This window comes from Piscirickettsia salmonis LF-89 = ATCC VR-1361 (genome assembly GCF_000297215.2).
Lineage (GTDB): Bacteria > Pseudomonadota > Gammaproteobacteria > Piscirickettsiales > Piscirickettsiaceae > Piscirickettsia > Piscirickettsia salmonis.
In genome coordinates this window covers 1-13,211 of sequence record NZ_AMFF02000020.1, presented here as the reverse complement: position 1 = coordinate 13,211, position 13,211 = coordinate 1, and the positions used below count along the sequence as shown (strand labels likewise).

13 protein-coding genes and 1 pseudogene are annotated in these 13,211 nt (G+C 35.8%); 7 read left to right on the top strand and 7 right to left on the bottom strand.

The features are described from left to right. Positions 1-101 precede the first annotated feature (101 nt). Positions 102-758: a hypothetical protein gene (locus C200_RS02255; RefSeq protein WP_016211157.1), complete on the top strand. Its 657-nt coding sequence runs from the start codon at positions 102-104 to the stop codon at positions 756-758. Between the two features lie 107 nt (positions 759-865). On the opposite strand, the gene hisC is transcribed toward C200_RS02255, so the two are convergent. The 4 genes from hisC to hppD all read right to left on the bottom strand — a co-directional run bounded on the left by hisC (position 866) and on the right by hppD (position 4,792). Next, on the bottom strand, positions 866-1,975 hold the full coding sequence (gene hisC / locus C200_RS02250; RefSeq protein ID WP_016211161.1) for a histidinol-phosphate transaminase: 1,110 nt from the start codon (positions 1,973-1,975) through the stop codon (positions 866-868). An 11-nt stretch (positions 1,976-1,986) separates the two neighbouring features. Beyond that, a complete protein-coding gene (gene maiA / locus C200_RS02245) occupies positions 1,987-2,631 on the bottom strand; it encodes a maleylacetoacetate isomerase (RefSeq protein WP_016211154.1) in 645 nt (214 codons plus the stop codon). A gap of 18 nt (positions 2,632-2,649) precedes the next feature. Next, positions 2,650-3,636, bottom strand: a complete 987-nt coding sequence (locus tag C200_RS02240) for a fumarylacetoacetate hydrolase family protein (RefSeq protein WP_016211163.1) — start codon at positions 3,634-3,636, stop codon at positions 2,650-2,652. Between the two features lie 79 nt (positions 3,637-3,715). Beyond that, on the bottom strand, positions 3,716-4,792 hold the full coding sequence (gene hppD, locus C200_RS02235) for a 4-hydroxyphenylpyruvate dioxygenase (protein WP_016211162.1): 1,077 nt from the start codon (positions 4,790-4,792) through the stop codon (positions 3,716-3,718). A gap of 202 nt (positions 4,793-4,994) precedes the next feature. On the opposite strand from hppD, the gene C200_RS02230 reads away from it, so the two are divergent. The 3 genes from C200_RS02230 (at position 4,995) to C200_RS02220 (ending at position 8,314) form a co-directional block, all read left to right on the top strand. Next, positions 4,995-5,819 carry a phenylalanine 4-monooxygenase gene (locus C200_RS02230; protein WP_016211156.1) on the top strand — a complete coding sequence of 275 codons (825 nt, stop codon included), beginning with the start codon at positions 4,995-4,997 and terminating at the stop codon, positions 5,817-5,819. Positions 5,820-6,135: 316 nt separating this feature from the next. Then, positions 6,136-7,140 (top strand): hypothetical protein, encoded by a 1,005-nt coding sequence (locus C200_RS02225; RefSeq protein ID WP_016211160.1) that lies wholly within the window; start codon positions 6,136-6,138, stop codon positions 7,138-7,140. A 208-nt stretch (positions 7,141-7,348) separates the two neighbouring features. Continuing rightward, a complete protein-coding gene (locus C200_RS02220; protein ID WP_016211155.1) occupies positions 7,349-8,314 on the top strand; it encodes a hypothetical protein in 966 nt (321 codons plus the stop codon). A gap of 138 nt (positions 8,315-8,452) precedes the next feature. Here C200_RS02220 and C200_RS02215 read toward each other — a convergent pair. Continuing rightward, positions 8,453-8,704, bottom strand: a pseudogene (locus C200_RS02215) (transposase); the annotation flags it as partial. Positions 8,705-8,947: 243 nt separating this feature from the next. Here C200_RS02215 and C200_RS02210 point away from each other — a divergent pair. The 3 genes from C200_RS02210 (at position 8,948) to C200_RS02200 (ending at position 11,401) form a co-directional block, all read left to right on the top strand. Further along, positions 8,948-10,000 carry a hypothetical protein gene (locus C200_RS02210; RefSeq protein ID WP_016211700.1) on the top strand — a complete coding sequence of 351 codons (1,053 nt, stop codon included), beginning with the start codon at positions 8,948-8,950 and terminating at the stop codon, positions 9,998-10,000. Between the two features lie 348 nt (positions 10,001-10,348). After that, on the top strand, positions 10,349-10,696 hold the full coding sequence (locus C200_RS02205; RefSeq protein ID WP_054300167.1) for a hypothetical protein: 348 nt from the start codon (positions 10,349-10,351) through the stop codon (positions 10,694-10,696). Between the two features lie 225 nt (positions 10,697-10,921). Then, on the top strand, positions 10,922-11,401 hold the full coding sequence (locus C200_RS02200; protein WP_016211697.1) for a hypothetical protein: 480 nt from the start codon (positions 10,922-10,924) through the stop codon (positions 11,399-11,401). Positions 11,402-11,456: 55 nt separating this feature from the next. Here the strand turns inward: C200_RS02200 and C200_RS02195 are convergent, their stop codons facing one another. Together C200_RS02195 and rpmE are read right to left on the bottom strand one after the other, a co-directional pair. Next, on the bottom strand, positions 11,457-12,707 hold the full coding sequence (locus C200_RS02195; protein ID WP_016211702.1) for a malic enzyme-like NAD(P)-binding protein: 1,251 nt from the start codon (positions 12,705-12,707) through the stop codon (positions 11,457-11,459). A 102-nt stretch (positions 12,708-12,809) separates the two neighbouring features. Beyond that, positions 12,810-13,028, bottom strand: coding sequence for a 50S ribosomal protein L31 (gene rpmE, locus C200_RS02190; protein WP_032127042.1), 219 nt, complete (start codon positions 13,026-13,028; stop codon positions 12,810-12,812). Positions 13,029-13,211: the final 183 nt, after the last annotated feature.

Here is a 13,211-nt window from a genome sequence, read left to right as displayed (position 1 = left end):
GACACTCGTTACGCTTGCTACAGACCTAACGGTCTTTCGCAACTCCGCTCTGCTAAAAACCCGAACCTACCTCGGCCTACTCACCCCGTGCTTAGCACTCCATGGCTCGCAGCGTACGTAATTATGATTTTTACAAAAATAAAGAGTTCCAGTCTGCTTATATTAATTATTCAGGAAAACAGTCTTTTTTTGAAAATTTAGCATTTTTAAAAGATGTAAATGATTATGTCAATAATAAGCTAGTTTTTAGTGATAAAATCAGCGAATATAATAATTGCAAAATCAATGGAGTTAATTTAACACAAGCGACTGAGTTTGATATTAGAAGGTATTTCTATACGACTTATTTTAGTGATAATGCTAAATATCAAATTAATATAAGTAATAATGCAAAAAGGCATTCATCTTCAAATATAATCAATCTAGAAAATCAATCAACTTCAAATAAGCATTCATCTTTAAAAATAACAAATACAGAAAGTAATTCACTTTCAAACATTAAATTATTTGTGCAAGATAATAACGAATTAGGAATTATGAATCCCAATGTAGACTTAATAGAGTATCTAAATAGAAGCAGAAAAGAGATAGAGCGTATAGTTCAATCAACAGAATTAACTACAGGAGATTTTTTTAAAAATAACTGCAAATTTCCTATAATAAAAAATAATATCAGTACGACAATTATGATAGATCATATACGAAGTGAAATCAGTCATAAAAATAAAAAATGTTGCAGTGACTGCACCATACTATAGAAAAGATATACTAAATTACTTTATAAGTTTACACTATTAAATATTGTCAAAAAATAAAAGAGAGAATAGACGAGAATCCTCTCTTTTATAACTTTATATAAATTTCATTACAATATTTCTTTTAATACTTTTTCAAGCTTATTAATAAAAACTTGATTTTCCTCAGGCAAACCGATACTTATTCGCAAAAACTCTGGTAAGCCATCTGCGACTGTAGGCCGAACAATCACTCCTTCTTTGAGTAAATCATTAAAAATGTTCATTGCGTGCTCACCAACTTTTACCAAAATAAAATTAGTTACAGAAGGCAGATATTCTAGTCCTAGCTTATCAAAACAAGATTTTAAATAAATCATTCCTTGTTTATTATTTGCAAGGTTTTTCTGAAGGTGCTCTTGATCATCCAAAGCAGCTAAAGCAGCTGCAACTGACATACTACTACAATTAAAGCTATAGCGTACTCGCATCATATAATTAACGATATCTTGAGAGCTGATACTATAACCAATACGCAAACCACCTAAACCATACGCTTTAGAAAAAGTTCGGGTAATAATCAAATTATCGTATTGACCTAATAAACTCACTGCCGATTGATAATTTACACCTTCAACATATTCATAGTAAGCTTCATCCAAAACAACCAAAACATTCTCTGGCACTTCTTTTAAAAATTTTTGAATATCACTAAAATCAAGCCAGGTACCTGTTGGATTATTAGGGTTGGCAATAAAAATAATTTTTGTTTTCTCTGTTATTGCTGCAAGCATAGCAGTCAGATCATGACCATAGTTCTTAGCTGGTGCTTGAATAATACTAGCGCCTGACATTTTACTAAAAATATGGTAAAGAGAAAAGGCATGCTCTGAGATAATAACTTCATCATCTGCGTGAATAAAACAACGAATTAACATTCCTAAATTTTCAGAGGATCCTGCACCAACTAAAATTTGTTCAGGGGTTACTTTCTCTTTTTCTGCCAAACGTACACGTAATAATGGTGCAGTATCTTCAGAGTAACGGGTAATATTTCCAATCGCTGACTCTATCGCCGTAACTACCTTCTTAGAGGGGGCTAAAGGGCACTCATTACTTGCTAACTTAATAATATTCTTAAGGCCATACTCTCGCTTTATCTCATCTATACTTTTGCCTGGCTGATACGGAACAACCTCACGAATAAAATCAGGTACCAATTCATTTAATCTTAACGTCATACTTCATCCTACTACATTGGACTATCAGGTTGATTTTCAGGGGCTGCTTGAACAAATGCAGCATGTTCCATACAGTGCTCATAAATTGCTAATATTTGCGGAAATCTTGTTAAATCGCAATTAAAGCGTTTTGCATTATAAACCTGTGGAATTAAGCAAATATCAGCCAAACTTAAGTGATTATCTAGACAGTATTCACCCGCTGTTTCAACCAATATTTTCTCAAGTGCAGTAAAGCCAGCCAATACCCAATGCTGGTACCAAATATTTTTGGCTTGGTCATCAATATTTAGCTCATTTTGTAAATACTGTAATACGCGCAAATTATTCAGCGGATGAATATCACAGGCAATTGCATAAGCAATTTGGCGAGCTTTTGCTGCAAGGCAAATATCTTTAGGAATAAGTAGTGAATTATCTGGATATTTAGCATCTAAGTACTCAATGATTGCTAATGATTGAGTAATGACTATATCACCATCAACCAAGCTAGGTACTAGCTGCTGTGGATTAATCTGCGTATAATCTGCCTGGTACTGCTCACCGCCATTATTTAATAAATGCACTGGCATATAATCATATTCAATCGCTTTTAAAGCCAGAGCAATTCTTACCCGAAAGCTTGCCGAAGAGCGAAAATAGCCATAAAGCTTCATGGTTACAGTCCTTTATTCTTATTTGTCATATTTTATAACCCGCTGATTAATTGCACCAAATAAACTTTGGCCTTGTGAATTAAACATTTCTATTCGGACTCTATCACCAAATTGCATAAAGTCTGTTTTAGCTTCACCTTGATCAATAATTTCTAACATACGCTTTTCTGCTAGACAGCAATAACCCACGCTACGATCAACATTCGATACCGTGCCAGAGCCAACAATAGCGCCAGCTGCCAACGCTCGGGTTTTAGCCGCATGTGAGACTAATTCAGGAAAATTAAAAGTCATATCAACCCCAGCATTCGGCTGACCAAATAACTCATCATTTAAATGCACAGTCATCGGCAGGTGAACTTTTTCACCATCCCAAGCATCAGCTAATTCATCAGCGGTAATCGCAACCGGTGAAAAACTGCTGGATGGCTTAGATTGAAAAAAGCCAAAGCCTTTTGCCAGCTCTGCGGGAATTAAATTACGCAGTGAAACATCATTCACCAACATAAATAAACGTATGTTTTCTTTCGCCGTTTTAGCATCTGCTGCCATTGCAACATCACCGGTAATCACTGCGAGTTCAGCTTCAAAATCAATACCAAAATCAGTACGTTCAACCAAAATATCATCGCAAGGGCCAATAAAAGCATCACTGCCACCTTGGTACATTAGCGGATCATGCCAAAAACTCTCAGGCATCTTCACACCTCGTGCCTGACGTACTAGCTCCACATGGTTAACATAGGCACTACCATCGGCCCATTGATAAGCGCGTGGCAAAGGTGACATGCAAGCACTGGCATTAAAGTCAAAACTATCGGCAACTTCATTTTGATTAAGGCCAATATAGACTTCTTGCAATTTTGGCTCAATATCTTGCCAATTATCCAAGGCAACTTGCATAGTTTTGGCGATACCACTTGCAATAATACATTTTTTTAAATCACGACTGACAACGACTAACTTACCATCACGACTACCATCTTTTAAGGTTGCTAACTTCATTCTGGTTTAACCTCTTAATTTAAAATAAAATCATCCAAATATTATAAAAACAAAAGGACCCTAACCTAAGGTCCCTTTTTTATCTAGCTTTTAAAACACCACGCCTTACCTGATCTAGCTCAATAGAATCAAATAAAGCCTGGAAATTACCCTCACCAAATCCTTCATCACCCTTACGCTGAATAATTTCAAAAAATGCTGGGCCGATGACAGTATCGGTAAAAATTTGTAATAATAATCCACCCTCTGCTGTTGGTGCGCCGTCAATTAAAATTTTATTTTCATGTAAATCTTTAATAGATTCATTATGCCAAGGCACTCGTTTACTAATTCCTTCATAGTAAGTATCAGGCGTATCTAAAAATTGAACGCCATTAGTACGAATATTTTCAACTGTTTTGTAAATATCATTTGATGTCAGTGCAATATGCTGAATTCCTTCACCGTTAAACGCTCGAATAAATTCTTCAATTTGTGACTTATCGTCAGAAGACTCGTTAATCGGGATACGAATTTGTCCACATGGGCTGGTCATCGCACGGCTTTTTAAGCCGGTTAATTTACCTTCAATATCAAAATAACGAATTTCACGAAAATTAAATAATTTTTCATAAAAGCCTGCCCATTTATCCATGTTACCGCGCAACACATTATGCGTCACATGATCCAAATTCACAAGACCCTGGCTCGCGCTTGCAGCATCAACACCGGCAATAATTTCAAATTCATTCTCAAGATTATAATCTTCGCTAACGAAGTATAAAATACTGCCACCAATGCCATAAATCGCTGGCACATTGATCACACCCTCTCCGCTAAACGCTTCAGCCCCCAGCGTCAAAGCACGTTCAAAAGCAAAATCTGCATCCTTGACACGAAAACCCATTGCTGAAGTGCAAGGCCCATGCTGATTGGAAAATTGCTGTGATACACTATTTACATCACGATTAACGAAAAAATGAATATCTCCTTGCTGCCAAAGTTCGACGTCTTTGCTTAAGTGAGTTGCAATTTTACTAAAGCCTAGCATCGTAAATGTTTTAGTAAAATGGTCAGAATCTTTACTTGCAGTAAATTCAAGAAATGCAAACCCTTGAGTTTGCATGGGATTAATCGTAGTCGATGACTGTTTAGCGCCAGCAGATGAATCCGTCATGCTCTTCTCCTTGTTATATGTTTTTTAAATCAAATATCTTTCCTAAATCACATCCAAACTAGCAGATTATCTTGAATAAATACATAGTTTTATTAATAATAGGCAAGCTGATTAAACAAATTTACACTACTGCATTGCAAAATATCAAACTGCTTGTTAATTAAAATCTATAATTAATAAAGCGGGCTTATCAGGAGGAATTATGGCAAAAGACAAGGAAAATAATAGCGATTTTTTAAGCGCTTACGAAAAAGGTGCACTTGCCGGCAATGATCCACGCTGTGTTCCTATCACCTTAGATACCCGAATGCTAATTGGCAAGAAGTTCCCAGAGCTTGAGTACTCTGTAGAGCAGCATAACACTTGGCAAACACTTTTTAAGCGCCAAATTAAGATATTAGAGAATCGCGCCAGCGAAGATTTTATCAAAGGGATTACAGCGCTTGGCTTACCTGCGGATCATCTACCCTCAGTGCATAAAATCAATGAAAAACTTCATACATTCAATGATTGGCAAGTCGGTTACTCGCCCGGATTACTCGCCGGCGCACAATTTATCGCAGCGCTAGCCAAGCGAGTTATTCCATCCACTAATTATATCCGCGAACCCCATGAACTCGACTATACCCCAGCACCCGATATGTTCCATGAAATATTTGGTCATATGCCGCTGATTACCAATCCTTATTTTTCAGAATTTTTCCAGGATTTTGGCAAAGCCTCACTCAATGCAGATGAAAAAACAGCACTTAAATTAGAACGTTTCTATTGGTTTACCGTCGAATTTGGTTTGATACAAGAAACCGCAGGCACACGTATTTATGGCGCGGGCATTCTATCATCCTATAACGAAACTTTACACTGCCTCAGCGATCAAGTAGAAAAAAAACCATTTAAACCCACAGATCTTGCTAATCAAGACTATGATGTTTGGCATATGCAACCACTATTATTTGTCATCGAATCATATGAGCAACTCAAAACAGAGTTTCATGATTGGGCAAAATATGAATTGAAAATATTATAATAAATAACATTGATTCATAAATAAAAATTTCAAATAATTATTATAATCTATATATAATCTGTATAAATAAAATTATATTTCATCGTACATAATGCTTGCCTATACTTTTTCACTAATATCACAGTTATTGGTGCCTATAAGAAAACAGGCAGGCACAACATTTAAGAAAACTTTAACTTAAATCGTTAAAAACAAAAATTTAGTTTATAAAACACGAAAAAATATAATGTTAAAGTTATTTAACATTAACTAAATTTTACAGCTTTAATGCATAAAAATGATACTGAATTAAAAAAGTAGTAAAGGAAGCTAAAGTATGCCTTTAAAAAGATTAAATGCACAAACTTTAAAAGACATTGCGGAGGCTTATCAGGAAGCCCACCCAGATTATAGTACATGGCTTTCGCAACAGACAAAAGACAATCCTTCTGAAGAGCAGTGCGCTATCACCTTAAGGGAATTATTACAACACATAGGTGAAAACACAACAAAAGACAACCAATTAGGTGATGAAATCGCAAAAACTCTGCAACAATTTTATGGTTTCACTCCCCCTAAGCGCATTGACTCTAACCATCCATACGATAAGCATATAAAACAGTGTGCACTACAAGAAGAGTACCTGGATTGCCAATTGAAGAGGCTACTCAATTTTAAATTATTTCTTAAGCCAAAAACTGTTTCTACTCACACACCAAACGATGGATTTAATTATAATACTTACAGCGACTCTAAACGCAGAAAGGCAATAAAAACAGAAATAATTAGACGAATAGAGATTGGTCGTATTCATAAACTATGGGCTAAAGATGCTACAGCTATCCTAGGCTCTCATTCGAACTCACTGGGCACAGGCACAACAAAATCGCTACAAAGAATTCTGACAAACCCAGAAACATTTACTCGGCTTTATGCACCTGAAATTCGAGATATGGATCAAAGGCAGTTAATCAACCTGTATGTTGCTATTAAAGAAGGCATCATCTCCCCCTGGGCTAATGATCTCTCTCATTCATTAAAAGCAATTAAATATACTTTAATGGCTAAAGTTGAGAATAAAGGCATAGCTTCTAATGTTACAAAAGAAGAAATAAGTACAGTGATCGATGATCAACGCAACTTGTTTAAGTCATCTTCTACAAATGCTAGAAAACATATAGATGGCTTGAAAGACAGTAATGAGTTGAAACAAGCCCTAGTAAAACCATCAGAGCCACCAAAATTAATTTTTAAAGCAACACTCGAAAAACAAGAGAAGGCAATCGAAGACATGGCTGAAAGGATGGAGGAAGATCGAGCAGATACTGACTATGAAATGTAACTTTAAGCTAACACAATAAGACCGACGCTGTATATTTATTGCTTAACACAGTGTGCAGCTTAGATCTAAAGTTCTACACCTAAGCTAAAAGCCAATTTTCAATACCTTACACAGGCCATTGATATTTTTTAAGATCACTCAGCGATGGATATTTTTTTAAGATCACTCCTGGTTAATATTTGATTAAAGAGAAATTTAAGGAGAGTATATGCCTTTAATAAAAAAGCTAAATGCCGAAATCCTACGAAAGATTGCAAAGAACTATAAAAAAACTCATCATGGTAAAGAACATTCTAGCGCATATCAACTCGCCGAGCAGCTTTGGCAACAAGCACAGAGCGACACCCTTACTGAAAAACAGTGCGCTACAATCTTAAGAGAACGACTAGAAGATCTTAATAGCGCCTGTGGCAATAGTTTAGGCAATGCAATTAGAACAACTCTCGATAATTTCTATGGCAGAAAAAGCAGAAGCCTTACAATCCTGTGCATTCCTTTAATAGGAGGGGAGTACTACCCAGATATTGAAAGATACAAATTACATGAAAGTTACCTTAACCAAGACTTTGACCCGCTATTTGCTAGTTTTGATGATCACTTCACAGATGAGCACCCTATATTTGAGCACAAAAACCATAGAACTATCATTCGACAAGAGATACTAAGACAAGTAGAAAATAATGGTATTAATCATAATTTTTTTAAAAATGCTGAACGTATTTTAAGGTCTGATCTAAATTTCATGCAACTTATCTTAACAAACCCACAAACATTTGCTCAACTTTATGCACCTGAAATTCAGGGTATGGATCAAAGACAGTTAGTCAATTTATATGTTGGTATTAAAAAAGGTATCATCTCCCCCTGGGCTAATGATATCTCTCATTCATTAAAAGCAGTGAAATACGTTTTAATGGCTAAAGTTGAGAGTAACGGCATCGCCCCTGATGTTAAAGCAAAAGAAATTAGCGCGGTGATCGATGATAAACGCAACTCATTCAGCCCGTTTTCTACAAATGCCAGAAAGCATATAGACAGCTTGGAAAATCGTGATGAGTTGAAACGAACCCTCAGAAAATCATCAGAACCACCAAAATTAGTTTTTCAAGCAACACTCCAAGAACAACAAACTACAATCAAACAGATGGCTTACCCAGTGGATTGTGAAATGTAAATAACGCACTAAAAAAATTGGGGTGGACACCTAATAACATTCTTTGAGCAACTTTTAAGGTGTCAGTCCCTTATTTAATTTTCTATGTAACCCTAATAAAATCAAAATCTGATTAATTTAACGTGAGTTCGATATAACTCAACTGGTCAATAGGTTACGCTGGATATTAAGCGATGGCTTCTTCTCCTGAAGACAGTAGGCTGCTAATCCAGCAAGAATATTGACCATAAAGTTGTTGACACTACGATGCCTAGAGTGCTCGATTTGTGAGATGTTTTTAAGTTGATCAAATACACTTTCAATAATTCCACGTTTTCTGAGTAAAATTTTTTGATGATAGGCATGAGCCTCTTTTGATTTTGTTTTTGATTTTCTTGATATTAATTGCAAACGGGCTGCTTTTTCAATAGGACCTTATATCGAACTCACGTTAATTTAATTAGTTTCACCAAATTTCTTATCTAGAATCACAAATAATAATATTTAAAAAATTTTAAGCTGATACGGTTAAAACCAAGAATTTTTTTAGTTATATCTAAAACATTCACATGTTACTTTTGTTTCATTATTAACTAAATAATTACAGATTAAGCCTAAATAAATTACCGTTAAAATTAAGACAAAGGAAAAAGTATGCCATCAAGCAGATTCGATCCACAAGCACTGAAAGAGATTGCAACTCTCTATATGCAAGCCTATCAACATGATAGCGACTACCAAGATCCTGATAATGAATATGGAGAACTATATGGTGCTGCCCAACAGCTTAAGAGACAAGCAAGAGCAGGTCATTTTTCCGAGGAAGAAAGCGCTCGAGTCTTAAGAGCATTATTAGAAAGAATTAATAATAGTTTAAAATTTTCCTTACAAACATCCGATCTTGGCTATAAAATTCGAGAAACTCTACGTCAATTTTATGGTCTTAGTCCAACTCATGTCAATCCATCCGAGCCCTCTGTAGGTCACATAGCTCAACGAGGACTTAATGGGCCATACCTGCCTGCCCTCAAAGCATATGAGTTACAAGAAAGTTACCTAGGCAAAAACTTAAATGGTTTATTCACTTTATTTGAAAGACGCAAACAAAAAACAAAAGGCCACTCTGAGTTTACCAACTCCAAACATAGAACTGCAATTAAAAAAGAAATACTAAGACAAATAGAAACTTATGGTATTGAACAAAGTCTGACCGAACAAGCTACCAAGGTCTTAGCACACCACTCTGATTTTCTCCATGGAAGAAAAACAAGTTCTATAAAAGAAAGCCTAACAAGCCCAAAAGTATTTGCTGCGCTTTATGCTCCTGAAATTCTAACCATGAACCAAAGACAGTTAGTAGATAAATTTAATGCGATTAAAGACGGGACACAACCACCTTATAATAAGGATAAATCACACTCATTAAAAGCACTTAAATATGCGCTAATTGATCACATTGAACAATCAGGTCAATTAGATGATGGCGTTGCAGTTCACGAGGTGAATCAAGTAATCGATCATAGACGTGGCTTTTTCACTCCGATGACAAATACAAGAGACCGCGTTAACAGTACTCCACTGCTAGCACAACTATTGCCAAAATCAAAAAACCCTCAACAACCCATGTTTGACCAAGCGAAGGCCGACGCTCAACAACAAGAACAAACACCCACAGCTACAATCAGTAGCGGACAGGAGCCAGGTTAAATTTATATATGATCAAATTAATACAAATAATATGAATTCTTTATAATTTGTCTAGCCGATAATCAAGCTGCATATCTGTTGATATTTTTTTATTTACATAAACAATATGCAGCAACACTAAATTTTAATAAATAATTCTAAACAATCATAAACAATTATTATTAACAAATAAACCAATAAAGATTTTATCTCATTATTATTTATTGATAAAAGAATAATAATTCAATAAGCTGGATTATATATAAATCATATGAATTCATTCACATTATGAAAATTTATATTTTTCTAATGATTTTAATTATACCTTACATTGCTTCAGCTATGCCTTTAGAGAATACGAAGGTCAATATGAAAGTGATGGTTACTATCATTCCCCCGTTAAAACTCAAGGTAGGCAATCTTAATTTTGATACCCTCGTTAAACCTATTACTGGAAAGAAAATGTATCAAGCAGATACGGAGTTATACCTCTACGGTGCTCCAAAACAATCAGTTAAAATCACGCTTGCTAAACAAGTAACTATTGAAAATAAAAAAAATAAATTAATAGTATGGCTATCTCTTGTAAATAAAAAAGTAATATTAAATAGAAAAGGTAAAGCTTATTCAGTTATTACCGGAGCGATAAAACTGACTCCATTGACAAAAACAGGTAATTACTCAGGTCAAACAATAATTACTGCATCTTATTTTTAATAAAAAATAGCATTTAACTTGACTATAATTCCATTATTCCTATTGATTTCTTTAAAAAGACATATATAAATTAATAAAAATTATAAACCTATATAAACTGTAAATTTGCATATATTTAAAAAATAAATATCAAGCATAAAACTATTTGAATTTCGTCTATTACTTAATAGATATTTCTTAATGTATAACTCTATAAGAGTTAATTTAATATAGATGCAGAGGAATATGCCAAAAAGCACCCCTAAAATTATAAAGTTAAAAAATGATCAATACGAAAAAATACATCATTTTCGATTTTTAAAAAATGACAACAAAGCGAGAATATGGACATCGAAGTATCAAGTCAGATGCTCTACAGCACAAAAAATAATCTCTGATTACTGTAAAAAGAAAAAGCCTCTTTATATTCTAAGCGGATCACATGATAATAAATCAGGAGAGAATGCAATCACCAATAAAAAACTTAAAGAGCAATCATTTTTTCTTGAAGATAAAGAGTGCTATGAAACAATCAGCCCGCGCATTAAAATTATCGATATCACAATGCTAACTAAGAAAGAATATAAGTCACTAATCAGAAATACCGCAAGAGATGCTCTACTTTTCTATTGCTACAGCAGAAACGACACAGTCGTCAAAGAGGCACTACGTTGCGCCTCCCCAGAGGCTTTATATACAAGAGAAACGCCACCACCTACGCCTTAAAGTTTTCCCCTGACTGTTAATTAACTTACAGTCAGGAGAATTAAATAAATAATAATTACTCAGGGTAATGCGATGGGTAGCCTAGTTGGGCAACGCCCGTTTCAATTGCCGCTTTAGCAACTGCCGCCGGTACACATTCGATTAAGCGCGGATCCATCGGTTTAGGTAGGATATATTCAGCGCCAAAGCTTAATACCTCACCTTTGGCATAGGCACTGACCACTTCTTTGGGTGCCTCTTTATGCGCTAAATCACGAATAGCATTGACCGCAGCAATTTGCATCTCCATATTGACACGCTTAGCACGGACATCCAATGCACCACGGAAAATAAAAGGAAAGACTAATAAATTATTCACTTGGTTAGGAAAATCACTGCGACCGGTTGCCATAATAATATCATCACGCACTTTGTGAGCAACCGCTGGATGAATTTCAGGGTCAGGATTAGACAGTGCAAAAATAATTGGTTTTGCTGCCATCGTCGCAAGCATTTCCGGTGTTAAAATATTCGGTGCAGATAAGCCAATAAAGATATCCGCATCACGCACTGCATCTTCTAAACTGCGTTTATCTGTTTCAATGGCAAAGGCGTATTTATATGGATTCAAACGCTGACGTTCAGAGTGTATCACCCCCTCGCGATCAATCACAAAAATCTTATCACGCGAAGCACCCAATGTAGTTAATAAGCGCATTGAAGTTAAACCTGCAGCACCTGCGCCAACACAGACGATATTGCAGTTTTTTAACTCCTTGCCTTGTAACTTAAGAGCATTTAACAAACCCGCGGCAATCGTAATGGCTGTGCCATGCTGATCATCATGAAATACCGGGATATCCAAACGCTCATGCAAAGCATGCTCAACCTGAAAACACTCAGGTGCTTTAATATCTTCTAAATTAATACCGCCAAAACTTGGCGAAATACGGGCAATCGTATTAATTAAATCCGAAGGGTTATCCGCATCGACTTCTATATCAATCGCATCGATATTGGCAAAACGCTTAAATAACGCAGCCTTACCTTCCATCACCGGTTTGCTGGCTAATGCGCCCACATTACCAAGGCCGAGCACGGCACTGCCATTACTAATCACTGCCACCGTATTGCCTTTTGAGGTATAACGATAAGCTGCATTTGGGTCCTCAGCAATCGCACGCACCGGCTCGGCAACACCCGGACTATACGCCAATGATAAATCCTGCTGAGTTTCCATTGATTTTGTAACTGAAATGCTTAGCTTCCCTGGAACAGGTTTAGAGTGATAATCTAAAGCCGCTTGCTTTGATTCAATATTGCTCATTACATCCTCGCTTAGTCGAACAATTTCACATGCCCACTATCATGCCATAAAAAAAGCGCCAAGATGGCGCTTTTTTAACAAAACATGTATCACTTAAAAATATTAGTCCTTCTTGCCAAACCGCGCATAACGTTGCTTGAAACGATCAACACGACCACCAGAGTCCAATACTTTTTGTGTTCCTGTATAAAATGGGTGGCAAGCAGAGCAAACTTCAATTTGCAAGTCACTTTTTGTCAACGTTGAACGTGTTGTAAACGTATTACCACAACTACACTCAACACTCAAATTTTCATATTTTGGGTGAATACTCTTTTTCATAATCGCTACCTCAATCACCGATATACCGCCGCCATAATCTCTTAAAGTATCTTATGGCACCGCATATGCTTTTTAAAAATTTACTGATACGGATATTAATTGCATCAAATATCGGCCGATTTTACCAATCTCGCTATAAAAAGTAAATAGCCAGAATAAAACACAAGGATAGGCTCGCTGAGT